The organism is Duganella dendranthematis (assembly GCF_012849375.1).
In the GTDB taxonomy this organism is placed as follows: Bacteria; Pseudomonadota; Gammaproteobacteria; order Burkholderiales; family Burkholderiaceae_D; genus Rugamonas; species Rugamonas dendranthematis.
Window position 1 is genome coordinate 3,975,430 of sequence record NZ_CP051684.1, and the last position, 24,739, is coordinate 4,000,168.

The window sequence follows — 24,739 nt, forward strand, 5'->3', positions numbered from 1 at the left end:
GATTTCCTTGTTGAGTGTTATGCGCTCAGAACGCCACGTCCAGCCGGATCGAGGTGTAACGGAACGCGTCGCGGGCGGGTTGCCAGCCGTAAGATCTGATATCGGAACCGCCGGTGGCCTTCTTGAAGTTCAGGAAGGAGCCGACGTTGCCGACAGCATAATGGTGGTCGAACAGGTTTTTGACGCCGAACGACAATTTATATTTACCCTTGGCGTCCTTGATCGAGGCGCCGAGGTCGAAGATGCCATAGCCGGGCCGCTGCAACGACGGGTCCTGGCTGATCGCGCCCTGCACCTTGGCCTGGGTGCGCCACTGGGCGTTGATCGCCGCCACGTACGGCATCCACGACACCGCCGGCAGCGTGTATTCGCCGCCCATGCTGGCTTTCCATTTCGGCGCGTTCGGCATCATGCCGCCGCTGGCGTCGCGCAGGAAGGAGCCGGGTACCAGCTGGTTGGGAATGGTGCAGTCGGTGGCGCCGCTGTAGCACGGGCCCTGGGTCCAGTCGCGCACCACGGCGCGGGTGTAGGCCATGCTGGCGTTGACCAGCAGCGCACGGGTGGCCAGCACGGTGGCGTCAGCCTCGAAGCCGCGCGTCTGCAGCGATGGAATGCTGTACAGCACGCTGGCCTGGCTGCCGTCGGTGAAGCGTTCGGTGGCCGAGGTCTGGTAGTCGCGGAAGCGGGTCTGGAAGATCGCCGCGTTCAAGGTCGCGCGGTTGTTCCACAGGTTGGCCTTGAAGCCGGCCTCGAAGCTGGTGGCTTTTTCCGGCGCCAGCGGCAGGTGGGCGAATACGTTGACGTTGTTGGCGCCGCTGGTCATGTCGTAGGCCACGCCTTTGTGGCCGGTGGAGGCGGTGCCGTACACCATCATCTCGTCGTTCAGGTGATAGGTGTAGCCGACCTTGCCGGTGACGGCGTTTTCCTTGTTCTGCGGCGCCACGTACAGGTTCTCGCCGGTGTGTACGTTGTTGGCAGCAGTCGACGACAGGCTGTCGATGGTGTGGAACGAGTAGTCGTTGGCCTCGTGGTTGTAGCGCAGGCCGGCGCTCAGGCTTTGCTTCGGCGCGAAATCCCAGTTGGTGTTGGCGTAGATCGCGTGCGTCAGGCTGCCCGAGTTGGTGTCGTAGTTGGTGTAGTTGGTTTCCTTGACGAAGGCATTGCCGCGCAAATAGGTGCGGTACAGCGTGTTACGCGCCGCCCACAGGCCGACCAGGTAGCGGAAGTTGCCGCTGTCCGGCGACGTCAGGCGGAATTCCTGGGTCGAGGTCTTGCTCTCGAGCGTGCCGTTAATCATCGGCGACTCGGCGATGCCCGATGGCTTGCCGGCGGCGTTGACCTGGTAGTAGGTGGAGATCAGGTCGATGTTGTCGTTGTCGCGGAAGTCGTTGGACAGGTTGTTGTCCACCGACGTGATCGAGGTCAGCGAATGGCCGGCCAGCGGCGAGCTCTCCGGGAAGGCGTAGTTGACGCGCACACCCAGCGCACGGTCGGTCGCTTCCAGGCCGGTCGGCGAGTCGTTGCGGATCTCGCGGTTCCACTGGCTGACGTGAATGCCGCGCAGCACGGCGGTATTGGACAGCGCCGTGTAGTTCTTGTTGTACAGGTAGCCGACGCCGTCGCCAATCGAGGTGATGGCGGCAGTGTTGCCGGTGGCCAGCGAATGGTCGAAGCGCGGCGTGATCAGCACGTCCAGGTCGTTCGACAGTTTCCATTGCAGCTTGGCCATAAAGGTCTTGGCGCCGGAGCCGTTCTGCATGCTGTCGTTGGTCAGGTTGTGCAGCATGCCGGGGAAGTTGGTCTTGCTGGCGTACAGACGCATGCCGAAGGTGTCGGTCAGGCGGCCGCTGAGCGAGGCGGCGACGCGGTATTCGTGGTCGCTGGTGTCGTAGACGCTGACGCGGGTCTGCATCGGGCCGGCGCCGATCGGCTTGGTGGTCATGACCACGGCGCCGGCGATCGCGCTCTTACCGAACAGCGTGCTTTGCGGGCCTTTCAATACTTCGACGCGGGCCATGTCGGTCATGTCCTTGAACGCCTGCTGGGTCTGGGCGTAGGGGATGTCGTCGACCAGGATGGCGACGTCGCCCTCGATGCCGAGGTTGTTCGACGTGGTGCCGATGCCGCGCATATTGATGCTGTTGGTGCCGACCTGGGTGCCGACCGAGACCGACAGCGCCGGCGACAGATTGATGATGTCCACCAGTTCGCGCACGTTGTTGCGCTGCATGGCTTCTTCGCTCAGTACCGAGATCGAGGCCGGCACGTCTTCCAGTTTTTCTACGCGGCGGTTGGCGGTCACCACCACCGATTCCAGCTTCAGCTGGTCGGCGGCGGGCGCTACTGGTGCAGAATCGCCGGATTGCTGGGCATGCGCGGGCAGGGCGCCCAGCAGGCTCAGCGCCACGGCGGAGGCGAGCGGCGTCAGCCGGAAAGAGGGGCGGCGGCGCAACGCGCCGGGCGTAATTGGTCCAGTCATCATAGTCTCCGTTATCTTATATTTATCATCTTGGAACTGCAACGATTTACTGTATCGATACAGTAAATCGGGAAAAAAATATAGCGGTGAAACGTACGGCGAAAATCCGGGTATGGCTGAATCGGTTTACTGTATCGATTTACTGTAACGATGCAGTAAGCATAAACCAACGAGTGACGATGTCAACAGTTTTTTGTGCTCGCCAATAGACAAGAGCCGCACGGAGGCGGCTCTTTGCATTTTTACATGAACGAAATCAGGACCGTTTCAACTGCCCGATAACGCTGGCTACTTTGGTGGTAATCATATCCACTGCCGGGCCATTGGCGCCGTGCGGAATGATGATGTCGGCATTGCGCTTGGTTGGTTCGATGAATTGCTTGTGCATCGGACGCACCGTTTCCAGGTACTGGCCGACGACACTTTCCACCGAGCGGCCGCGTTCGGTGATATCTCGTTGCATGCGGCGGATGAAGCGGATGTCGGAGGCGGTGTCGACATAGATCTTCAGCGACATCATGTCGCACAAGTCCGCGTCATACAGCGCAAACAGGCCTTCGATCACGATGACCGGGGCCGGTTTGACGGTGATGGTACGGTCCGAGCGGTTGTGCAGCGTGAAGTCGTACTCCGGCATTTCGATCGTTTCGCCATTGCGCAACGCCTGGATGTGTTGCACCAGCAACGACCATTCGAAGGCCTGGGGATGGTCGTAATTCTGCTGGGGACGCACTTCAGGGCTGAGGTGGGTCTGGTCGCGGTAGTAATCGTCCTGCATTACGACCGAGACCATGTCTGCGCCGAACGCGGCAAGCACTTTCTGGGACACAGTGGACTTGCCACTGCCGCTACCGCCTGCGACGCCAATAATAAACGGTTGGAAGGAAATCGTATTCATGCCGAATGATACCGGAACCGCGACCGAACTAACAGAGACCGGCCCGGTCCCCAATGAACCGTATGATGAAGAACTGACCATGATTGCGCCCTTTTCATTGCCGAACTGATATGCTTTCACGGGGCAGTCACCTCATCTATTTACGGGAGCGCTTTTGAACGTGCGTTTGAATATCCTTGCAGCCGCATGCTTGTCGATTGCCTTGTCCGCCTGCGCCGCATTGGAGTCGTGGAAGCCGGACGACAGGTACAGAGAGCTGCCGTATGCCCAAGGCAAACTCGTGGAGGCTAAATACACGCGGCATAGTTGTGCGATGTGCCCGACGGGTAGCACTGGAGAGAGCGCGTATTTTTTAGGGGATAAAAGATACGCCATCCAAGATGTTGGTCCGCAGGCCGAGCGACTGATTGTCGCGATTCAAAAAAAGGAAGGCTGGCAGAAGTTAGGGACGAACTTCTACAAGGAGGATCGCTACTTCTCACCCATCAGGATTTTGTTGATCAGTATCGATCCCATCGTGGTCGTGATGGTGCCTTGGCAACACAAGACGAACCTGCATACCGGTTTTGCTGAACATAATTTATTGGAAGAAGCGCACTCGTTTTCCGAGACTGTTTATCAAGGCAATAACTACACCTTCATTCCGCTGTATTGGCCACGCAATCTTGATATGCCCATCGAGATCCGGCATTCTTTGCCAGCTGGCGTCTCACAAGCAAGGGTGGTCACCGCTAACCGAGATATAACGACTGTCATTCGCGACGGCAGGACTGTTGTGGAGCTCGATGCGTACAGACTGGTATTCAATCCCGCAGCGGATGGCAAGGTACTGACATCGTTCGAGCCGCGTTGAAGGAGCTGATGTGAAAAAATATGCTGGATGGTTGCTGTTGATGCTGGCATTGCCGGTGCATGCGGGCGATCCCTCGTCCGCCGTGGCTGCGGTGGCCGACGCGCCGCCCGAAACACAGGTGCGTATCCTGAAGATTGTCTTCAACGATATGTTTGGCTCGCGCGCCGAGTTAAAGGCGAAATTCGTCGCGGCTTGCCAGGCGCGGGAAAAGGCTGCGCCAGCATCGGCCGCCACGCCGGCCAAACCAGCCAAGCCGCTATCGGAGGCTGCCCAGCAGAAGGCGGGAGAGCTTTCGCAGGAGGTAGTATTGGCTGCGCTGTGCAGCGGCCCCGCGCGCCGGCAGGTGGAAGCGGCTTTGACGCCGCCGGCACGCTAATCAGTCGCCGAGCGCTTATGTTTTGCGCAAGGCCAAACTCATACTCTGCTTAATTTTCAAGAATAGGACCTCTGAATTCCACAAGAGGTGTCGCCATGCTTGGAATGGGCTGTCCTGGCTTCTTATGCAAGGCGCGGCAGCGACTTCACTCAGCTTGACGTGTCCAGAACGATATCCGGATCGGGGTTCTACTGTGATTATCAGTCAGCAGACGGGACTCGGCTGGTATATCAGCTTCCGATGATGATAAAGAAGTGTGTAACTGCCGAGAAGATCGTTCGACACCAGCTGGTCGCTGCCAGTATTCGGTGTGAATAGCCAAATTTATTTTTCTGTGACCGAAACTTTTCCGCTGCCGTTGACGAACCTCCGATATGGCCATGATCACATGGTCACTAATCCATCAACAGGAGTTCACAATGGCACGTCTCGGGACCTATCTGGCGCAAGCTACGCTCTCAACTTTCCTGGCGCTTTCGGCGTCCTATGCGCTGGCGGCGCTGCCTGAAGGCGCGAAAGCCCCGGATTTCCAGTTGGATGCGGCGCTGGCCGGCAAGCCGACTACGTTCGCATTAGGCAAAGCACTGCGCCAGGGTCCTGTGGTGCTGTATTTCTTCCCAGCCGCATTCACCCAGGGCTGCACCCTGGAAGCGCATGAGTTCGCCGAGGCAACGGATGACTTCCGTAAATTGAACGCCACCGTCATCGGCGTCACGGCCGGTAATGCCGACCGCGTTGCCGAGTTCTCGAAGCTGGAATGCCGCGACAAATTTGCCGTTGCCGCCGATCCGGGCGCCAAGGTTGCCGCGCTGTATCACACCCAGTTCACCACCAAGGACGGTAAAGCGCTGTCCGAACGCACCTCGTTCGTGATTGCGCCGGACGGCAAAATTCTGCTCAGCTACACCGATCCAAACCCGGAACTGCACATCAAGAAAGCGATGAGCGCTGTCGAAGCTTGGCATAAGACCGCCAAATGACCATGCTGACCACCCTTGCGGCCGCCTTTCTGGGCGGACTGATCCTCAACTGCATGCCGTGCGTCTTTCCGGTGATTTCACTGAAAGCGTTCGGCGTGATCCGTCATACCGGCGACCCGAGGGCGGTGCGTATTGATGGCCTGGCGTTTCTGGCCGGCGTGGTCGTCACCATGATGCTGCTCGGTGGCGCGCTGCTGATGGCGCGTGCTGGCGGGGCGGCGGTCGGGTGGGGCTTCCAGTTGCAGTCGCCCGTGCTGATTGCGGCGCTGGCACTCGTCATGCTCGGTTCGGCGCTGAATCTGATGGGCGTATTTGAAGTCGGCCTCTCGGTGCAACGCATCGGCGGCGTTGGCGCCTCGCAAACGGGGCCGCTTGGCGCGGCGCTGACCGGTGCGCTGGCCATTATCGTTGCCACGCCTTGCACGGCGCCGTTTATGGCTGGCGCGATCGGCGCGGCGTTGGTGCGTCCGCCGGTTGAGGGCATGGCGATTTTCCTGGCGCTCGCGCTCGGCTTTGCCGCGCCGTTCACGGCGATTTCCCTGGTGCCTGCCTGTGCCCGGCTTTTGCCTAAGCCCGGCGCATGGATGGCAGTCCTCAAGCATGTGCTGGCTTTCCCGATGCTGGCTGCCGCTGCGTGGCTGGCGTGGGTGCTGGATCAGCAGGCAGGTTCCTCCGCGCTGGGAACGTTGCTGGCTTCATCGGTCGTACTGGGCTTTGCCGCCTGGATTTATGGACTGGCGCAACAGCGTCTGCTGGCTGGACGATCGTACCGGTTGCTGCTGGGCTTTTCGATTGTGCTGCTGGTTGGTCTGACGGTGCCTCTGGCCGATTTACCCAAGACCAGCGCTGATGGCGCTATCGCCAGCGCTGGCCCGTCCAAACCGATGTCGTCGGCAGCGCCAATCGCATGGACGCCGCAGGCGGTAGAGGCACAACGCAAAAGTGGCAAGCCGATCTTCGTCAACTTCACTGCGTCCTGGTGCATTACTTGCCAGGTGAATGACAAGGCAGCGTTATCCACCTCGGCGGTGAAGCAAGCCATGGCGCAAACAGAAACAATTTACATGGTCGCGGATTCAACCAAATATAATCCCGATATTGACCAGGCCATCAATCAGTTCGGCCGAGGCGGACTTCCGGTGTATGTTGTCTATCCAGCTGACGGCGGCGAGCCCACGCTGCTGCCGCAACTTCTGAGTCCGGAAATCGTCATATCCGCCTTGCAGCACGCCTCAAAAAAACGGTCGTAAATAACATTGGGAACGAGATTTGATCGATACCTCGCCAGCGGAGAGCCTTGCTTCAGGAGCTGCCTGGGCGCAGCTCATGGTGCGGGCTCAGGATGGCGATCAAATTGCCTATGCCCGTTTGCTGAAGGCGATCGTTCCCATCATTCGCGGCATGGTGAGGCGCAAGATCTATCACGATGACGCCTTCGTGGAAGACGTGATACAGGACGTCTTGCTGACGGTGCATCGGGTGCGCCACACCTATGACCCAGCCCGCCCGTTTTTACCCTGGCTGGCGGCGATTGCTTCCGCGCGCGCGATTGACGCGTTGCGCGCGCGTGGCCGCCGCCAAGGCTGGGAAGTGCTGGACGAGGAGGCCGTGTTCGCGCATCCCGATGGATCGATCGCCGAGGCGCATGACACCATGGCGGCCCATCAGCAACTCGACGGCATGCTGAGCCGTCTGCCCGACCGTCAACGGCGGATGGTCGAACTGGTGCATATATCTGAATTGAGCCTGACTGAAGCAGCGACGGCCACCAGCATGACGCTGTCGGCGGTGAAGTCCTTGCTGAACCGCGCTTTCACTACGCTTCGCCGAAATGGAAACACAGACCATGAATAACCATGATGCCCTGATTGAACGCCTCAGCCGCGACGCGACTCCGGTGACAAGACCCGCGTCGCCGTGGCAGCGGGCGCTGGGCTGGATGCTGGTGGCGCTGCCATGCGGTTTTCTGGCCTCGTTGACGATGCCCTCGGCAGCTGCGAACTGGTCTGACCCCGGCGCACTGTGGGCGGGCTTGGGCATGCTGTTGTCGCTGGGCCTGGGTGCATTCGCCTTGAAGAGCGCATTTGCGCTGAGCATCGCCGGTCACAAGGCGCAGTGGCGATGGCTGGCCGCGTTTTCGGTGGCGTGGTTGCTGGTAGAGCTGCTGCAAATCACCAGTTCAGGCGATCCCATCGGGCACTTTGGCGAGGGGATCTACTGCTACACCTTCATGATGATTGCCGGCATACCGATGATGGTGGTCGTGGTCGCAGCACTGCGACGGACACGTTCACTGTATCCCGCCAGGAGCCTGGCGATTGCTGGCCTAAGCGTCGCGGCGATGTCGCAGATTATCCTGGGGTTCTGCCACCCGGTGGCGGGCGAGTTGATGGATTTGATGATGCACTTCGCCGCCTCCCTCACGCTGATTGCCGGGGCAGTGCTGGCGGGCCGGCGCTGGATTGCCGTGCCGCTGCTACAGCGGCACCGGCTGCGCTGACCAGGCTTGCGCGCGGCGGCGGGCGACCACGCCGATCAAGCCCAGGCCGACCAGCAGCATGGCGTAGGTTTCCGCTTCCGGCACGACGGCCGTCAGTGTCCAGTTGGCCGGGACAGTCCATTCAGACGGCTCGCCGGCTGTGCCGAGGATTTGTGCCAGATGATCAGGCGGGCCGTAAGGAACCAGCAGGAAGCCATGGGTAGCTGCCCCAGTGGAAGGGTCGTCATCGAAGAAACCGAAGTTATTGTGCACCGCGTTGAACGACGCGACAGCATGGCCCGCCCAGTCGCCCTCCGGGGTAAAGAAATACGAACTCAGCGAGCCGCTATGCGGGAAGGCGACGCCGTTCACCGATACCGAAATATGCGACAGGTCGACTACCAGGTCACCGACGGTGGTGCCGTCGAACGAGCCGGTGGCTTTATTGCCGTCGCCAAAGGTGTAGGAAAAATTATAAGTCATCGCCTGGGCGGCGGCGCCAGCCAGCAAAGACAGAGCCAGTGCGGCCACACGTACAAACCTATTCATCGGAATCCCCTAGTTAGTTGGTTGTTAGACTGCCTAGACTGCTTGTTAATTTTACATTTAATTATGAAAAAGAAAACACTTTTCCAGGACAGATGCTAATTCCGTAATCATTTCCGAAAAGAGTGTGTTATCGTCGCAACCATTACAAAATGATTGCGCAATCATGAAAATACGGGGACTACGCTGGTGGATGATCAGTTTGATCATGCTCGGGGCGGTAATTAACTATTTAACGCGCAGCACGCTGGCGGTGGCGGCGCCAACGTTGCTGACGGAACTGGGCATCAGCACCAGGGAATATTCCTATATCACGGCAGCCTTCCAGGGCGCCATCATGCTGCAACCGCTGTGCGGCTACGTGCTCGATGTGATCGGCCTGAAGTTTGGCTTTGCCATGTTTGCCGCTGCCTGGTCGGTGATCTGCATGGCGCATGGTTTCGCTACCAACTGGCATACGCTGGCGGTGCTGCGCGGTATGCTGGGGCTGGCGGAAGGCTCGGCCAATCCGGCCGGCATGAAGGCGGTATCCGAATGGTTCCCGGCCAAGGAGCGCGGCATGGCCGGCGGGATTTTCAACATCGGCGCTTCGTTCGGCTCGATGCTGGCGCCGCCGCTGGTGGTGTGGGCCATCCTGCATTACAACTGGCAGTCGGCGTTTGTGATCACCGGCGCGCTGGGCCTGGTCTGGGTGGCGGCGTGGCTGCTGCTGTATGACGCGCCGGCGCGCCATCGCCGCCTGTCGCAAGAGGAGGCGCAGCATATCGCGGCCGGGCAGGAGCAGCATCTCGAAGGCGACGGCAAGCGGCCGTCCATTCTCAGCATTTTGAAGATGCGCAATTTCTGGGGCATCGCGCTGCCGCGCTTCCTGGCCGATCCGGCGTGGGGCACGCTGTCGTTCTGGGTGCCGCTGTACCTGACCACGGTGCGCCATTTCGACCTGGCGCAGATTGCGATGTTTGCCTGGCTGCCTTTCCTGGCGGCGGATCTGGGCTGCCTGTTCGGGCCGATGGTGGTGCTGGCGCTGCAAAAGCGCGGCGTGCGGCTGATCAATGCGCGGCGCGGCGCCTTCACGCTGGGCGCGTGCATGATGATGGGCGTGGCGTTTGTCGGCTTTGTCGATAGTCCGTATGCGGCGATTGCCTTGCTTAGCCTGGCCGGCTTTGCGCACCAGACCTTGTCGGTCACGGTGATCACGATGTCGTCCGATCTGTTCCGCCGCAACGAGGTGGCGACAGTGGCCGGCATGTGCGGCACTTTCGGCAATTTCGGACTGCTGATTTTTTCGCTGATGATCGGCGGGCTGATGGCCTCCGTAGGCTATACGCCGTTCTTCGTCAGCCTGGCGGTGCTGGACCTGGTGGCGGCGCTGCTGCTGTGGACTTTGGTGCGAGAGAAAACTTCATGATTCAAAATCCCATCCTGCGGGGCTTCAACCCCGATCCGTCCATCGTGCGCGTGGGCGATGATTACTACATTGCGACGTCCACGTTTGAGTGGTATCCCGGCGTGCAGATTCACCATTCACGCGATCTGGTCAACTGGCGTTTGCTGACACGGCCGCTCACGCGCGCCAGTCAGCTCAATATGCTGGGCGCCCCCGATTCATGCGGCGTGTGGGCGCCTTGCCTGACGTATGCGGACGGCTTGTTCTGGCTCATTTATACGGATGTGAAGCGTTATGGCCGCACCTCCACCGGCGGCGCCTCGGGCAGCGCGTCCTTGCGCGATTTTCATAATTATCTGGTGACCAGTCCGACAATTGAGGGGCCGTGGTCGGAGCCGGTGTATCTCAACAGCAGCGGCTTCGATCCGTCGCTGTTTCATGATGACGATGGCCGCAAGTATCTGCTGAACCAGCTGTGGGATCACCGGCCGGGCAGCAACCGCTTCAATGGCATTGTGGCGCAGGAGTATTCCGAGGGACGATTGATCGGCCAGCGCCAGACTATTTTCAAGGGCACGGCGCATGGGCTGACCGAGGCGCCGCATCTGTACAAGCGTAACGGCTATTACTATCTGCTCACGGCGGAGGGCGGCACCGGTTGGAATCACGGCGTGACAATGGCGCGCTCGCGCAATCTGAACGGGCCGTATGAGTTGCATCCGGATCAGACCATGCTGAGTTCACGTCACCGGCCCGACGTGGCGTTGCAGCGCGCCGGCCATGCGGATCTGGTGGAGACGCAGGATGGCCAGACCCATATGGTGTATCTGTGCGGCCGGCCGTTACGCAATCGCGGCACTTGCACGCTGGGGCGTGAGACGGCGATTCAGTCAGTGGTGTGGGGCGATGACGGTTGGTTGCGCACGCTAGATGGGCAGGGCACGCCGGAGTTGCAGGCAGCGTCGCCAGGCTTGCCGGAGCATCGTTTTGCCGATGACCCGGTGCGGGAGGAGTTTGATGCGTCGCAGCTGCCGATAGCCTTCCATTGGCTGCGCACGCCATGGCCGGAGGAGTTGTTCAGTCTGACGGCGCGGCCGGGGCATTTGCGGTTGTATGGCCGCGAGAGTATCGGCAGCACGTTCCGCCAGTCGCTGGTGGCGCGGCGGCAGCAGGCGCATTGCTACAGTGCGTCGACGGTAGTGGAGTTTGAGCCGGAGCATTACCAGCAGCAGGCGGGGCTGGTGTGTTACTACAATGCGTCCAAGTTCCACTACCTGTACATCTCGCACGATGAGGTGCTTGGCAAGCACTTGCGGGTGATGAGCAGTTTGCCCAACCATGTGCAGACCGATACGTTTACCGCGCCGATTGCGTTGCCGCCGGGCTTGCCGGTGGAGTTGCGGGTGGAGGTGGATGAGGAGCGCCTGTACTTTGGCTACCGGCTGGGTGACGGCGCGTGGCAATGGTTGGCGCAGCAGTTTGACGCCAGCATCCTGTCGGACGAGGCCAACGCCCCCGGCATGCCGAACTTTACCGGCGCGTTTGTGGGCGTGGCATGCCAGGATATGGCGGGCACGGCACTGCATGCGGACTTTGATTACTTCGAGTACCGCGAACGGGCGTACTGCATCAATCCGAAGGCGGCTGTTTAGGCGGCTTTTTCTCTTCTTGTGCTCGCTTGAGGAGGATGGCGGTTTCGGCGACGATCCGCCTGACTTCTGCCTGGGTTTCCGCCATTTCCTTGCCGGCGCTCAGCGCGGCCAGCATGTTGGAGTAGAGTGCGGCGTTGAATGCCGAGATACCGAGAACGGCAGCCAGGACGCTGCTGACGCCGGTGACTACGATGGTGGTGCGTAGACTGGCGATGCTAGTACGCATCTCTGCAAGGCGTCATGGTGGTTTAGACCGCCGATTGCGAGCACAAGTTCAATATTGTTGTGCCGATTGGTGATTTTCGTAATTGCGGTGCGTGGCGGGGCATCGCACAATGGTGCGCATAAAAATACGTGAGACATCCCCATGAATATCCGCCTTGCCGCTACCCTGGCTGTGCTATCGTCGTCCGCTTTCGCGGCGGCGCCCAATGATTTGAATGTGTATACCGGCCAGCCGCTGGCGTCCGGTAGTATCGTCATTTCGGATTTCGACTCCGCCAAGACGATGACGGGCGCTGCGGCCGAGATTCCCAAGGCCGACAATGGCGTGGTCGCCGCCAGCAAGTCGGCCAAGGCGAAGAAGGACGATGCGCTCACACTGAATTTCAACAAAGCCTGGTACGCCAGCCTGCGCATGCAGGGCGGCGAGCCGGTTGACCTGCGGCCCTATCTGGACAAGGGCGTGCTGGCGCTGGATCTCAAAGTGGATGAATTGGCCGAAGGCGGCCTGAGTTTTCGCGTCAAGTGCGGCGACCAATGCGAGCGCGGCGTGCCGTATGTGATCCCGGCGCGCGCGGCAGAGGGCAAGGGCTGGCAGCATCTGGTGATGTCGGCCAGCTGCTTCTACCACGAAGGCGACGATTTCAGCCAGATTACCCAGCCGTTCGAGCTGAACGGCACCGGCAAAGGCAAGGTCTCCATCGCCAACGTCAAGTATCAGCTGAGCGGCAAGCCCAACGTTGCATGCCCCGATTACAAGACCGTCTCGGTCACGCCGGACAAATTGAACGAGTCATGGTCGATCAGTTGGTGGACCACGCGCCACGAGAAAAAGCTGGCCGACGTCAAACAGCTGGGCAAGAGCGCGCAAGTGGTCTTCATCGGCGACTCGATTACCGAGGGGTGGGAAAAGAGCGGCGTGCCGGTCTGGGACCGCTATTACAAGCCGCTGAACGGCATCGCCCTCGGCTTTGGCGGCGATCGCACCGAGAACGTACTGTGGCGTGTGCAGCATGGCGAAGTGGACGGCCTGGCGCCGAAAGTCGCGGTGCTGATGTTCGGCACCAACAACACCGGCCATCGCCAGGAAGATCCGAAGACCACGGCCCTTGGCATCAAGCGCAATATCGAGGAATTGCAGCAGCGCCTGCCGGACACCAAGATCCTGCTGCTGGCGATTTTCCCGCGCGGCGAAAAGCCGGACGACAATCTGCGCCGGATTAACGAGCAGGTCAACGCCATCATCGCCGGCTATGCCGACAACCAGAAGGTGTTCTTCCTCGACATCGGCAAGGCTTTCCTGCAAGCGGACGGCACGCTGTCGCGCGACATCATGCCGGACCTGCTGCATCCGAACGAGAAGGGTTACGAGATCTGGGCCAAGGCCATGGCGCCAACGCTGCAACAGTTGCTGCCGGGCGCGGAAAAGTATGCGTGGGATAATGTCTCGATCGGCGGCAGCGGCTTTGTCTCCGGCCTGATCACCAGCAAGACCGAGCCGGGCCTGATCTACGCCCGCACCGATGTCGGCGGCGCTTATCGCTGGGACGTAAAAAAAAACGCTGGATTCCGCTGATGGACTGGGTGTCCGATAAGGACACCGGTCTGCTCGGCATCGAATCGCTGGCGATTGACCCGTCATCGCCCAACAAGCTCTACATGACCGCCGGCGTCGCCTACCTGAACGGCGGCGCCAGCGCGGTCCTCAAGTCCGACGATTACGGCAACACCTTCAAGCGCATCGACGTCACCAGCCAGTTCAAGGTACACGGCAACGGCATGGGGCGCGGTAACGGCGAAAAGCTGCAAGTCGATCCGGACAACGGCAAGATCCTGTACGTCGGCACCCGCGCCAACGGCCTGTTCAAGAGCACCGACGAGGGTTTAAGCTGGCATCGTCTGACTGGGCTCGACATCACCACCACCAACAACCAGAACGGCATCAGCCTGGTGCTGCTCGATCACGGCAAAATCTACGTCGGCGTCTCGCGCTTCGGCGAAAATATGTATGTATCGGCCGACGGCGGCCAGACTTTCCGCGCCATGACCGGCGGCCCGCAAAAGCTGATGCCGCATCGCGCGGTGGTGGCGAACGGCAAACTGGTGCTGACCTTCGCCAAAGGCGCCGGTCCGCATGCGGACAAGGCCAAGGACGAGGGGCTGGAGGAGGGCGGCGTGTGGCAGTACGACATCGCCAGCGGCAAGTGGGCGGATATCTCGCCGCCGCTGAACGCCGCCTATACCGGCATCACCGTTGATCAGCGCAATCCGCTGCGCATGGTGGTGTCGACCATCTCGCACTACGACATGCGCGGCGGCATCGGCGACCAGTTCTACGAAACCGTGGATGGCGGCCGCAGCTGGAACAGCATCGTCGCCAAGGGCGTGCAGATCGATTCCAACGGCGTTAGCTGGATTGCCGGCAGCTTCATCCACTGGACCGCCAGCATCGAGTTCGATCCGTTCGACAGCCAGCGGCTGATGGCGGTGTCCGGCAACGGTGTGTTCGTCTCCGATGACATCCACGGCGACAAGCCGGTGTGGAAGTTCGAGGACATCGGCCTGGAAGAATCGGTGCCGCTGAACCTAGTCAGCATTCCCGGCGGCCCGGTCATTTCGGCGATCGGCGATTACGATGGCTTCCGCCATACCGACGTCACGCATTATTCGCCGATCCACACGCCGACCATGGGCACGACCTGGGGACTGGATTATGCCGCGCGCAATCCGAACGTAGTGGTGCGCGCCGGCAAAGCGATGTATCTCTCGAAAGACATGGGGGTGACGTGGGCGAAGACCGCCAGCATGCAGGGCGCGCAGGGCCAGGTGGCGCTGAGTGCGGACGGCAAGGTCATCGTGCACTGCCCGGAAAAGTCCAGCACCTGCTACCGCTCTGCCGACGAGGGCGCGACCTGGTCCGAGGTCGCGGGTTTGCATACGGAGCGAGGCCGCGCCGTCGCCGATCCCGTTGATGCCCGCAAATTCTATGCACTGGCTGGTGACCGACTGCTGGTCAGCACCGATGGCGGCGCCAGCTTCGCGCCAACAAAAGCGCGGTTGGCCTCGGCGCGCGGTTCCAAAACCGTGCGCGCCATGCCGGGCCGTAGCGGCGACGTCTGGGTGGCGCTGTACGACGGTGGCCTGGCACGCTCCACCGATGCCGGCGCCAGTTTCGCCAGCTTGCCCGGCGTCAGCTATGCGGCGGCGGTCGGTTTCGGCAAGGCCGCGCCGGGGGCCAGCGACCCCACGGTCTACATCTGGGGCGAGGTTGGCGGCGTGCGCGGCGTGTTCCGCTCCATCGACAGCGGCGCCAGCTGGCTGCGCATCAATGACGACCAACATCAATATGGCGGCCCCGGCGACGCCCAGTTCGTCGTAGGCGATATGAACACCTTTGGTGTTGTCTATATGAGCACAGCGGGCCGGGGCATTGTGTTCGGTAAGCCGAAAACGTAATTTCCTTAAGGTATTTAGTCAAATTCGTTATGGATGAAGCGAAATTTTTCATATCTGCACCACGCGGGCGGGCTGTAGTATCAAGACGGCCAAATTCGTCCTGGAGCGGGGTAGTAGAGATGCAGATGAAGTCACACCGGATTGCGCTACTGTTCAATGCAAACAAAATCTTCGACCGCGAGGTCATCGCGGGCATCGCCGCGTACCTGAGTTCCACGCGCGCCAGCTGGGATTTGTTCCTGGAAGAGGACTTCCGCCTGCGCCTGCCCGGCATCGAGAGCTGGCAGGGCGACGGCATCATCGCTGACTTCGACGATCCCGCCGTGGCCGAGGCCCTGACGCGCAGCCGCGTGCCGGTGGTGGCGGTGGGCGGCTCGTACGAGAATCAGGCCGCCTATCCGGACGACGTGCCCTATGTCGCCACCGACAATTTCAAGCTGATTAAAATGGCGCGCGATCACCTGATCGAGGCCGGCCTGCGCCACTTCGCCATGTTTTCGCTGCCGGAAGCGCAGACCAACCGCTGGGCGCAGGAGCGTGAACACGCCTTCCGCACGCTGATGGGACAGGACAAGATGGAGCCGCATATCTACCGCGGCCTGGGCACCAGCGCGCCGTCGTGGGATGCGGCGGTGGAGCAGCAGATCCAGTGGCTGCATAGCCTGCCCAAGCCGGTCGGCATCATCGCTGTGACGGATGCGCGCGCGCGCCAGCTGATGCAGGCTTGTATCATGGCCGGCATCGCGGTGCCGGAGCAGGTGGCGCTGATCGGTATCGACAACGATCCGCTGGCGCGCATGCTGACCCGGATTCCACTGAGTTCCGTCATCCAGGGCGCGCAGGAGATGGGCCGCACCGCCGCCCACCTGCTGGACCAGATGCTGCACGGCGTGCGCATGAGCGGCACGCGGGTGCTGGTGCCGCCGGTCGGCATCAATGTGCTGGCGTCCACCCAGCACGAAGCGCCCAAGCATCCGCACGTGATGCGCGCGCGCCACTTCATTCGCCAGTACGCCTGCCAGGGCATCAAGACGCACCAGGTGGCGGAGTATGTCGGCATTTCGCGCTCGTCGCTGGAGTCCTACTTCCGGCAGGAGCTCAATTGCAGCGTGCATGATGTGATCCTGCGCTTCAAGCTCGATGCGGCGACGTCCATGCTGGCGCGCGGTGAACGCAGCATCGCCGAAGTGGCGTTGTGCTGCGGCTTCACGTCGGTGCAGTATATGCACGCGGTATTCAAGCGCGAGCTGGGATGCACGCCGCGCACTTATCAGGATCGCGCCATGATGGGCATCGTCGATGACGGCTCGGCGCTGCCGCCGCCGGAGCTGGCGGCGTAATATCATTGCCGCGATTGGTGATTTTCGTAATTGCGGCTTATGTTTAGGCGGGTCAGAATCCTCCAGCTATTTTGGAGAACAGACCTTGGAAAAAAATTACAACACGCCGCGTGAGCAGGCCATCTATCCCAGCCTCGCCGGCAAGCGCGTGGTCGTCACTGGCGGCGGCAGCGGCATCGGCGCCGGTATCGTCGAGGCGTTTGCGCGCCAGGGCGCGCTAGTCACCTTCCTTGACATCGCCGAGAAGGATTCGCGCGCACTGGCGGCCAGCCTGGCTGCGCTGCCTGCGCCGCCGGCCTTCGTGCCGTGCGATCTGACCGACCTGCAAAAGGTGGCGCAGATCTTCGAGACCATCGGCGCGGTCGACATCCTGGTCAACAATGCCGCCAACGACGACCGCCACGAGATTGCCAACGTCACGCCGGCGTACTGGGAAAACCGCATGGCGGTCAATCTGCGTCACCTGTACTTCTGCGCGCAAGCCGTGGTGCCGGGCATGCGCGCGGCGGGCGGCGGCGTGATCCTCAATTTCAGTTCCATCTCGTGGCACCTGGCCTTGCCGGAGCTGACCCTGTACATGACCGCCAAAGCCGGCATCGAGGGCATGACGCGCGGGATGGCGCGCGATCTTGGCCGCGACAACATCCGCGTCAACAGCGTGATTCCAGGCGGCGTGCGGACGCCGCGCCAGGAAGCGTTGTGGCATACGCCGGACGAGGAGGCGCGCATGCTGGCCGGCCAATGCCTGCCGCGCCGGGTGGAAATCGCCGACGTGGCGGCACTGACCCTGTTCCTCGCCTCCGACAGTGCGGCGCGCTGTTCGGGACGCGAATACTATGTGGACGCGGGTTGGTACGGCGCGTGATGTAACATAGCGGTGCAATGCGCGGTGTAGTGTTTAGTTGGGCATAGAACTCGGCAGCATAATTGGAGACTTAATTGATGAAGAAATTACTGAGCACGGCGGCTATTGCCGTGATGATGGCTTTTGCAGGCGGTAACGCCATGGCCGACGCCAAAAACCCGAAGATCGGCTTTTCGATCGATGACCTGCGGCTGGAGCGCTGGGCGCGCGACCGCGACTACTTCGTGGCCGCCGCCGAACAGCAGGGCGCCAAGGTGTTTGTGCAGTCGGCCGACGCCAGCGAGCAGCGCCAGATCGCCCAGATCGAGAACCTGATCTCGCGCGGCGTGGACGTGCTGGTCATCGTGCCATACAACGCCACGGTGCTGACCAACGCCATCCGCGAAGCGAAGAAGGCCAAGATCAAAGTCATTTCCTACGATCGTCTGATCCTCAACGCCGATATCGACGCTTACATCTCGTTCGATAACAATATGGTCGGCCAGCTACAGGCGCAGGGCGTGCTGGCGGCGAAACCGAAGGGTAATTTCTATCTGCTGGGCGGCGCGCCGACCGACAGCAACGCCAAGATGCTGCGCGAAGGCCAGCTGAAGGTGCTGCAACCGCTGATCGACAAGGGTGACGTCAAGATCGTCGGCAAGCAGTGGGTCAAGGACTGGAGCCCGTCCGAGGCGATGTCCATCGTGGAAAACGCGCTGACCGCCAACGGCAACAAGATCGACGCCGTAGTGGCCTCCAATGACGCCACCGCCGGCGGCGCGATCCAGGCGCTGGCTTCGCAAAAACTGGACGGCAAGGTCGCCGTGTCGGGCCAGGACTCCGATCTGGCGGCCGTCAAGCGCGTGATCGCCGGTACGCAGACGCTGACCGTGTACAAGCCATTGAAGCTGATCGCGTCGGAAGCGGCCAAGCTGTCGGTGCAGCTGGTGCGCGGCGAAAAGCCGGCCTTCAACGCCAAGTACAACAACGGCTTCAAGGAAGTCGATTCGGTATTCCTGAAACCGATCGCGCTGACCAAGGCCAATGTGGACGTGGTCGTAAAAGACGGCTTCTATACCCAGGCCCAGTTGGCGGCCAAGTAAGGTATGCGTTCTATGGGCTCCCGTCTGCGCGGGAGCGACGGTGGCGCGTCATTCCCGCGCAGGCGGGAATCCATGCTGCATACGCTCCGCCTGTCACCTTTCGAGAATCCCCATGTCCGGCTATTTGCTAGAAATGAAGGACATCGTCAAAAAATTTGGCGGTGTGCCTGCGCTCGACGGTATTGACCTGAAGGTCAGTCCGGGCGAGTGCATTGGTTTGTGCGGCGAGAACGGCGCCGGCAAATCGACCCTGATGAAAGTGCTGTCCGCCGTCTACCCGCACGGCACCTGGGACGGCGAAATCCTGTGGAACGGCGCGCCGCTGAAGGCGCAATCGATACGTGAAAGCGAAGCGGCCGGCATCGTCATCATCCACCAGGAGCTGATGCTGGTGCCGGAATTGTCGGTGACCGAGAATCTCTTCCTCGGCAACGAGATCACGCTGCCGGGCGGCCGCATGAATTATGCGGCCATGAACCAGCGCGCCGAAGCGCTGCTGAAAGAACTCAAGCTGGATGACGTCAACGTGGTGCTGCCGGTGTCGAATTACGGCGGCGGCCATCAGCAGCTGATTGAAATCGCCAAGGCGCTCAACAAAAACGCCAGGCTGCTGATTCTCGACGAGCCATCGTCGTCGCTGACGGCGGCGGAAATCCAGGTGCTGCTGGATATTATCCGCGGCCTGAAGGCCAAGGGAGTGGCCTGCGTCTACATCTCGCACAAGCTGGATGAAGTGGAAGCCATCTGCGATACCATCGTGGTGATACGCGACGGTAAACACATCGCCACCACGCCGATGCAGCAGATGGATGTGCGGCAGATCATCGCGCAGATGGTCGGCCGCGAGATGAACCAGCTGTATCCGCAGCTGGAGCGCACGCAGGGCGACATCGCGTTCGAGGCACGCAACGTCACCTGCTACGACGTCGACAAGCCGGAACGTAAAAAAGTGAAGAACGTCTCCTTCCAGCTGCGCAAGGGCGAGATCCTTGGCATCGCAGGGCTGGTCGGCGCAGGCCGCACGGAGCTGGTGTCGGCGCTGTTCGGCGCCTATCCCGGCGTGAGCGAGGCCGAGGTGTGGCTGGATGGCGTGAAGATCGATACGTCGACGCCGCTGAAGGCGATCCGCAACGGCCTGGCGCTGGTGCCGGAAGACCGCAAGCAGCACGGCATCGTGCGCGATCTGGATGTGGGGCAGAACATCACGCTGTCGGTGCTGGGCCGCTACTCGCGCTTCAGCCGCATCGACCGCGAGGCTGAACTGAAAACCGTGAGCGAGGAAATCGCGCGTCTCGGCCTGAAGACGGCCAGCCCCTTCCTGTCAATTACCTCGCTCTCGGGCGGCAACCAGCAGAAGGCGGTGCTGTCCAAGATGCTGCTGACCCGGCCCAAGGTGCTGATCCTCGATGAGCCCACGCGCGGCGTGGACGTCGGCGCCAAATTCGAAATCTACAAGCTGATGCTGGAGCTGGCCAGTCAGGGCATGTCCATCATCATGGTGTCGTCGGAACTGGCCGAGGTGCTGGGCGTGTCCGACCGCGTGCTGGTAATGGGCGAAGGGGAATTGCGCGGCGATTTCGTCAATCAGAATCTGACTCAGGAAATGCTGCTGTCGGCAGCGATACATCAATGAATCCAACAAAAATCAAACAGCTGTTCACGCAGTACAAAATCCTGGCGCTGCTGATCGCCATCGCCGTGATCTGGGCTTTCTTCAGCTTCAAGACTGACGGCGGTTTCATCTCGCCGCGCAACCTGTCCAACCTGATGCGCCAGATGGCGGTGACCGGCGTGGTGGCGTGTGGCATGGCCTTCGTCATCATCGCCGGCGAGATCGATCTGTCGGTCGGCTCGCTGCTCGGGCTATTGGGCGGCATTGCGGCGGTGCTGGACGTAACGCACCATATGCCGGTGGCGGCCACCATCGCGGTGGTGCTGGCGTGTGGCCTGGTGCTTGGTCTGTTCAATGGCTGGCTGACGGCGTATGCCGGCATCCCGTCATTCATTGTGGGCCTGGGCGGCATGCTGGCGTATCGCGGCATTGTGCTCGGCGTGACGGATGGCGCGACGGTGGCGCCGGTGTCGGATTCGCTGGTGCAGCTGGGGCAGGGCTATCTGCCGCCACAGATTGGCGTGGCGCTGGGCGTGGCCTTGTTCGTGCTGGCGGCGGTGCTGATCTGGCGCCAGCGAGTGAACCTGGCACGCCACCATCTGCCGGTGCCTGCCTTATGGCGTCATGGCTTGCGCCTTGCCGCGATTGGCGTGGTGTTGTTCGCATTTGTGACCACGCTGAACGAATACGAAGGCATTCCGCTGCCGGTGCTGATGCTGCTGGTGCTGCTGGGGATCTTCAGCTACGTGGCGACGCAGACGGTGTTCGGCCGCCGCATCTACTCGGTGGGCTCGAACATGGAGGCTACGCGGCTGTCCGGCATCAACGTGCAGGCGGTGAAGCTGTGGATCTTCGGGATCATGGGCCTGATGTGCGCCCTGGCTGGGCTGCTGAACACCGCGCGGCTGGCGGCGGGTTCGCCATCGGCCGGTACCTCCGGGGAGCTGGATGCGATTGCGGCCTGCTTCATCGGCGGCACTTCAATGCGCGGCGGCTCCGGCACCGTGTACGGCGCGCTGATTGGCGCGCTGGTGATGGCGTCGCTCGACAACGGCATGTCGATGCTGGACGTCGACACCTACTGGCAGATGATCGTCAAGGGCGCGATCCTGACGCTGGCGGTGTGGGTGGATGTGGCGACGCGCTCGGGCCGTCGTTAAACGTTTTTTTTCAACGCGGCCCGCGCAGCCGGGCCGCGTATCTGTAGGATTCTCGCGACGATTGCTGATTATCATTCTGCGCATTGGTGATTTTCGCAATTGCCACTCAATTGTGTAACTTGCACAATGGTCTAAAGTCGCGCGCCGTGGCACCCCGCCGGCCGGCAGCAGCGATAAAAAAATACAGACGAGCGAGACCTTATCAATGACGACCAGTTTAATGCGCTGTCCAGCGCCGGCGGGCTCCCTTACCCCGCAGATTCCCTTAACCCCCACAGATGACGAGAAATACCAATAATAAGTGGCCAAAGAGCCATGACATATTCGTATAACTTTGGAGAGTGTAGATGAAACAGTTCAAAAAAACGGCCATCGCGATGGGCCTGGCCCAGATGACGATGATGCTGAGCGGCGTAGCCCTGGCCCAGACGACCGATGCACCAAAGACCAATGACGCGCCGGCTGCAGAGCCGGTAGCGGTGATCGTGACCGGCCAGCGCGCAGCGCTGCAATCGGCGCAGAAGATCAAACAGAATTCCGATGAAATCGTCGACTCCATCGTCGCCGAAGACATGGGCAAGCTGCCGGACCGCTCGGTGACCGAGGTGCTGCAACGTGTGGTCGGCGTGACCATCGACCGCACCATGGCCAAGGGCGACCCGGAGCACTTTTCGGTAGAGGGCTCGGGCGTGTCGATTCGTGGCCTGAGCTACGTGCGCTCGGAACTGAATGGCCGCGATTCGTTCTCGGCCAACGGCGGCCGCTCGCTGAACTTCGAAGACGTGCCACCAGAACTGGTGTCCGGCGTCGACATCTACAAGAACCCATCGGCGGAACAGATTGAAGGCGGCATCGGCGGCCTGGTGAACCTGCGCACCGCCATGCCGTTCGACTACAAAGGCTTCAAGGCCGCCATCTCGGCCGACCGCACCTGGTCGGAACTAAAGAAGGGCAAGACCTCGCCATCGTATTCCGGTCTGGTGTCGGATCGCTGGAAAACCCCGATCGGTGAAGTCGGCGCCTTGCTGGATCTGGCCTACTCGGAAAGCGCGACCCGCACCGACGCCTTCCAGGTCGAGCCGTACTATCCACTGAAGGACGCCAACGGCAATTCGGTCTACGTGCCGAAAGGCGCGCAATGGCGCACGCTGGAATTCAACCGCAAGCGCGAAGGTGCTTACGGCGCGCTGCAATGGAAAAAGGACGAGTGGTCGAGCGGCCTGACGTACTTCAAATCGAAGTACGAAATGAAGTGGGACGAGCAGGCGATCTTCGCCCAATCGAGCCCGTACAACATCCGCGTCTCGCCTGATTCGACTTTCAATGCGCAGGGCGCGCTGCAGACTGGCACCCTGACCGATTCCACCGGCGCCGGCATCAACTTCGGCGACGACACGCGCGCCGCCAACCGCAAGTCCGACACCACCGACCTGTCGTGGAATCTGCGCTGGCGCAAGGACAGCTGGACTGTCACCACCGACCTGCAGCACATCAAGGCCAAGACCAACAGCTTCGACTCCACCGTCGCTACCGCCATCCAGCTGCCGAAGGAAAGGCTGGACCTGACCGGCAGCGTGCCGAATCTGATCTTCGACGCCTCGGACCGCGCCTACCTGGCCAACCCGAACAACTACTATTGGGCCTTCACCCAGGAGCATCTGGACCGCAGCACGGCCAAGGAAAACGCCTGGAAGACCGACGTTAAATACGACTTCGATAATCCGGTGCTGCGCGACGTGCGTTTTGGCGTGCGCTTTACCGACCGTTCGGCCACCACCACCAACAGCAACCCAAGCTACAACTGGGCTGCCATCACCCAGCCATGGCAGGGCGAGATTTCGCATCTGGCTTACCTGAGCGATCCGCGCTTCTCGGGTAACACCAATCTGCATAGCTTCAATAACTTCTTCAACGGCAGCGTGTCCGTGCCGTCGGTGGTGTTCCCGAACGTGTCGCTGGCACAGGGCTATCCAGGCACCTACGCCACGCTGCACACCTACCACGATCTGCTGTGCGCGGAAGCGGGCAACACCTGCGCGCCATGGACGCCAGCCACCTTCGGCACCGATCCTGCCGGCACCAACGACCAGTCGGAAAAAACCAAGGCGCTCTACGGCCAGATGCGTTTCGGCTGGGATGATCTGAAATACCCGATCGACGGTAATGTCGGCCTGCGCTACGTGAAGACCGATTCGACCGCGCATGGTTACACCGTGTTCACCGCGAACCTGCCGACCGGCCCAACCCAGGGTGTGCCGATTCCGACCATTTCGCCGTTTTCGAAGGCCCAGGACTTCGACAACACTTACCACAATGTGCTGCCTAGCCTGAACCTGCGCCTGAAGGCCACCGACACGCTGCAGTTCCGCTTTGCCGCCGCAACGGCGATCTCGCGTCCGGACTTCACGCAGCTGCAGGCTTACACCACGTTGTCGCAAACGGCCAACACCACCACCGTTAACGGCGTCACCACGGTCAACAGCGTGGACCTGAGCGGCACCGGCAGCGGCAATCCTAACCTGCGTCCGACCACGTCCAAGCAGCTCGACGTGACCATGGAATGGTATTTCGCGCCTACCGGTTCGTTCACCGCAGCGGTGTTTAACAAGCGCCTGAAAGACATCATCATCAACCAGGTGTACAACTACCAGTTGCCGGACACCAGCGGCAAGCTGCAGAACTTCACCACCACCGGTCCGGTCAACGGCGCCCGTGGTTATGCGCGCGGCATCGAGCTGGCTTACCAGCAGTACTTCGACAAACTGCCAGGCGCCTTGTCCGGTCTGGGCGTGCAGGCCAACTTCACCTTCGTCGACAGCAAGCGCGATCTGTACAACCCGGTGTACTCGAAATACTGCACCGGCGGCGACAGCGCGACCAACGTCAACCTGAACCTGAACGGTTGCGACACCAACGGCACCACCTTCGGCAATCTGCCGCTGGAAAACCTGTCGCGCCAGTCGTATAACCTGGCGCTGTTGTACGACAAAGGCCCATGGTCGGCGCGTCTGGCCTATAACTGGCGTTCGAAGTCGCTGCAAGGCGTGAACGTCAACGGCACCAAAGGCGGCGACGGCACGGACTCCAATCCAGCCAGCCCGACCTACGGCCAGACCAATGTGGCCTGGGCGCTGCCTACCTGGGCGGATTCCTACGGCCAGCTGGATGCATCGGCGTTCTACAAATTCAGCGACAAGGTGTCGCTGGGCGTGGAAGCGCAGAACCTGACCGACTCCACCTACAAGCAGCTGATGCAGCAGAATATCGGTATGATGGGACGTGCATGGTTCAAGACCGGCCGCCGCGTAGTGGCTAAACTGAGCTACGACTTCTAATCTCTGAAAAAGGCTTA

General features: G+C 61.1%; 20 protein-coding genes. 16 read left to right on the forward strand and 4 right to left on the reverse strand.

Annotated features, from left to right (window positions below):
• Nucleotides 1-25 precede the first annotated feature (25 nt).
• A complete protein-coding gene (locus tag HH213_RS18140) occupies nucleotides 26-2,482 on the reverse strand; it encodes a TonB-dependent receptor (protein ID WP_169113156.1) in 2,457 nt (818 codons plus the stop codon).
• Between the two features lie 253 nt (nucleotides 2,483-2,735).
• Nucleotides 2,736-3,377: a uridine kinase gene (udk, locus tag HH213_RS18145; protein WP_110847018.1), complete on the reverse strand. Its 642-nt coding sequence runs from the start codon at nucleotides 3,375-3,377 to the stop codon at nucleotides 2,736-2,738.
• Between the two features lie 154 nt (nucleotides 3,378-3,531).
• Here udk and HH213_RS18150 point away from each other — a divergent pair, with 154 nt between their 5' ends.
• The 6 genes from HH213_RS18150 to HH213_RS18175 all read left to right on the forward strand — a co-directional run bounded on the left by HH213_RS18150 (nucleotide 3,532) and on the right by HH213_RS18175 (nucleotide 8,086).
• Nucleotides 3,532-4,230, forward strand: coding sequence for a hypothetical protein (locus tag HH213_RS18150; protein WP_169113157.1), 699 nt, complete (start codon nucleotides 3,532-3,534; stop codon nucleotides 4,228-4,230).
• Between the two features lie 10 nt (nucleotides 4,231-4,240).
• Nucleotides 4,241-4,606 carry a hypothetical protein gene (locus HH213_RS18155; protein ID WP_169113158.1) on the forward strand — a complete coding sequence of 122 codons (366 nt, stop codon included), beginning with the start codon at nucleotides 4,241-4,243 and terminating at the stop codon, nucleotides 4,604-4,606.
• Between the two features lie 419 nt (nucleotides 4,607-5,025).
• Nucleotides 5,026-5,586, forward strand: a complete 561-nt coding sequence (locus HH213_RS18160) for a peroxiredoxin (RefSeq protein WP_110847015.1) — start codon at nucleotides 5,026-5,028, stop codon at nucleotides 5,584-5,586.
• The gene (locus HH213_RS18165; RefSeq protein ID WP_217363449.1) at nucleotides 5,583-6,836 is read left to right on the forward strand and encodes a protein-disulfide reductase DsbD family protein; all 1,254 of its coding nucleotides are present in this window, start codon (nucleotides 5,583-5,585) and stop codon (nucleotides 6,834-6,836) included. Before HH213_RS18160 ends, HH213_RS18165 begins: the two co-directional genes overlap by 4 nt.
• Before the next feature lie 19 nt (nucleotides 6,837-6,855).
• Complete coding sequence (locus HH213_RS18170) at nucleotides 6,856-7,440, forward strand: sigma-70 family RNA polymerase sigma factor (protein WP_217363450.1); 585 nt, start codon at nucleotides 6,856-6,858, stop codon at nucleotides 7,438-7,440.
• On the forward strand, nucleotides 7,433-8,086 hold the full coding sequence (locus HH213_RS18175; protein ID WP_169113159.1) for an NrsF family protein: 654 nt from the start codon (nucleotides 7,433-7,435) through the stop codon (nucleotides 8,084-8,086). The genes HH213_RS18170 and HH213_RS18175 overlap by 8 nt, the downstream gene beginning before the upstream one ends.
• On the opposite strand, the gene HH213_RS30200 is transcribed toward HH213_RS18175, so the two are convergent.
• Nucleotides 8,063-8,614, reverse strand: coding sequence for a PEP-CTERM sorting domain-containing protein (locus tag HH213_RS30200; RefSeq protein WP_169113160.1), 552 nt, complete (start codon nucleotides 8,612-8,614; stop codon nucleotides 8,063-8,065). The genes HH213_RS18175 and HH213_RS30200 overlap by 24 nt on opposite strands.
• Before the next feature lie 163 nt (nucleotides 8,615-8,777).
• On the opposite strand from HH213_RS30200, the gene HH213_RS18185 reads away from it, so the two are divergent.
• Nucleotides 8,778-10,019: an MFS transporter gene (locus HH213_RS18185; protein ID WP_229263052.1), complete on the forward strand. Its 1,242-nt coding sequence runs from the start codon at nucleotides 8,778-8,780 to the stop codon at nucleotides 10,017-10,019.
• A complete protein-coding gene (locus HH213_RS18190; RefSeq protein ID WP_169113161.1) occupies nucleotides 10,016-11,650 on the forward strand; it encodes a glycoside hydrolase family 43 protein in 1,635 nt (544 codons plus the stop codon). The genes HH213_RS18185 and HH213_RS18190 overlap by 4 nt, the downstream gene beginning before the upstream one ends.
• Here HH213_RS18190 and HH213_RS18195 read toward each other — a convergent pair.
• Nucleotides 11,628-11,876, reverse strand: a complete 249-nt coding sequence (locus HH213_RS18195) for a hypothetical protein (protein ID WP_169113162.1) — start codon at nucleotides 11,874-11,876, stop codon at nucleotides 11,628-11,630. The genes HH213_RS18190 and HH213_RS18195 overlap by 23 nt on opposite strands.
• A gap of 141 nt (nucleotides 11,877-12,017) precedes the next feature.
• On the opposite strand from HH213_RS18195, the gene HH213_RS29900 reads away from it, so the two are divergent.
• The 8 genes from HH213_RS29900 to HH213_RS18230 all read left to right on the forward strand — a co-directional run bounded on the left by HH213_RS29900 (nucleotide 12,018) and on the right by HH213_RS18230 (nucleotide 24,722).
• Nucleotides 12,018-13,448 carry a GDSL-type esterase/lipase family protein gene (locus HH213_RS29900; RefSeq protein ID WP_217363451.1) on the forward strand — a complete coding sequence of 477 codons (1,431 nt, stop codon included), beginning with the start codon at nucleotides 12,018-12,020 and terminating at the stop codon, nucleotides 13,446-13,448.
• Complete coding sequence (locus tag HH213_RS29905; RefSeq protein WP_217363452.1) at nucleotides 13,448-15,328, forward strand: WD40/YVTN/BNR-like repeat-containing protein; 1,881 nt, start codon at nucleotides 13,448-13,450, stop codon at nucleotides 15,326-15,328. Before HH213_RS29900 ends, HH213_RS29905 begins: the two co-directional genes overlap by 1 nt.
• Nucleotides 15,329-15,453: 125 nt before the next feature.
• Entirely contained in the window at nucleotides 15,454-16,668 is a 1,215-nt protein-coding gene (locus HH213_RS18205) for a XylR family transcriptional regulator (RefSeq protein WP_110847528.1), read from the forward strand.
• Between the two features lie 85 nt (nucleotides 16,669-16,753).
• Complete coding sequence (gene xylB, locus HH213_RS18210) at nucleotides 16,754-17,533, forward strand: D-xylose 1-dehydrogenase (RefSeq protein WP_229263053.1); 780 nt, start codon at nucleotides 16,754-16,756, stop codon at nucleotides 17,531-17,533.
• A gap of 77 nt (nucleotides 17,534-17,610) precedes the next feature.
• Complete coding sequence (xylF, locus tag HH213_RS18215) at nucleotides 17,611-18,615, forward strand: D-xylose ABC transporter substrate-binding protein (protein ID WP_169113164.1); 1,005 nt, start codon at nucleotides 17,611-17,613, stop codon at nucleotides 18,613-18,615.
• Between the two features lie 112 nt (nucleotides 18,616-18,727).
• Nucleotides 18,728-20,248 carry a D-xylose ABC transporter ATP-binding protein gene (gene xylG, locus HH213_RS18220; RefSeq protein ID WP_169113165.1) on the forward strand — a complete coding sequence of 507 codons (1,521 nt, stop codon included), beginning with the start codon at nucleotides 18,728-18,730 and terminating at the stop codon, nucleotides 20,246-20,248.
• Nucleotides 20,245-21,387: a sugar ABC transporter permease gene (locus tag HH213_RS18225; RefSeq protein ID WP_169113166.1), complete on the forward strand. Its 1,143-nt coding sequence runs from the start codon at nucleotides 20,245-20,247 to the stop codon at nucleotides 21,385-21,387. Before xylG ends, HH213_RS18225 begins: the two co-directional genes overlap by 4 nt.
• A 347-nt stretch (nucleotides 21,388-21,734) precedes the next feature.
• Entirely contained in the window at nucleotides 21,735-24,722 is a 2,988-nt protein-coding gene (locus tag HH213_RS18230) for a TonB-dependent receptor (RefSeq protein WP_169113167.1), read from the forward strand.
• Nucleotides 24,723-24,739: the final 17 nt, after the last annotated feature.

Coding starts and splice junctions, on each gene's coding strand:
- HH213_RS18140 (WP_169113156.1), bottom strand. CDS start 2,482: ATGATGACTGGACCAATTACGCCCGGCGCGTTGCGCCGCCGCCCCTCT.
- udk (WP_110847018.1), bottom strand. CDS start 3,377: ATGAATACGATTTCCTTCCAACCGTTTATTATTGGCGTCGCAGGCGGT.
- HH213_RS18160 (WP_110847015.1), top strand. CDS start 5,026: ATGGCACGTCTCGGGACCTATCTGGCGCAAGCTACGCTCTCAACTTTC.
- HH213_RS18165 (WP_217363449.1), top strand. CDS start 5,583: ATGACCATGCTGACCACCCTTGCGGCCGCCTTTCTGGGCGGACTGATC.
- HH213_RS18175 (WP_169113159.1), top strand. CDS start 7,433: ATGAATAACCATGATGCCCTGATTGAACGCCTCAGCCGCGACGCGACT.
- HH213_RS30200 (WP_169113160.1), bottom strand. CDS start 8,614: ATGAATAGGTTTGTACGTGTGGCCGCACTGGCTCTGTCTTTGCTGGCT.
- HH213_RS18185 (WP_229263052.1), top strand. CDS start 8,778: ATGAAAATACGGGGACTACGCTGGTGGATGATCAGTTTGATCATGCTC.
- HH213_RS18190 (WP_169113161.1), top strand. CDS start 10,016: ATGATTCAAAATCCCATCCTGCGGGGCTTCAACCCCGATCCGTCCATC.
- HH213_RS18195 (WP_169113162.1), bottom strand. CDS start 11,876: ATGCGTACTAGCATCGCCAGTCTACGCACCACCATCGTAGTCACCGGC.
- HH213_RS29900 (WP_217363451.1), top strand. CDS start 12,018: ATGAATATCCGCCTTGCCGCTACCCTGGCTGTGCTATCGTCGTCCGCT.
- HH213_RS29905 (WP_217363452.1), top strand. CDS start 13,448: ATGGACTGGGTGTCCGATAAGGACACCGGTCTGCTCGGCATCGAATCG.
- HH213_RS18205 (WP_110847528.1), top strand. CDS start 15,454: ATGAAGTCACACCGGATTGCGCTACTGTTCAATGCAAACAAAATCTTC.
- xylF (WP_169113164.1), top strand. CDS start 17,611: ATGAAGAAATTACTGAGCACGGCGGCTATTGCCGTGATGATGGCTTTT.
- xylG (WP_169113165.1), top strand. CDS start 18,728: ATGTCCGGCTATTTGCTAGAAATGAAGGACATCGTCAAAAAATTTGGC.
- HH213_RS18225 (WP_169113166.1), top strand. CDS start 20,245: ATGAATCCAACAAAAATCAAACAGCTGTTCACGCAGTACAAAATCCTG.
- HH213_RS18230 (WP_169113167.1), top strand. CDS start 21,735: ATGAAACAGTTCAAAAAAACGGCCATCGCGATGGGCCTGGCCCAGATG.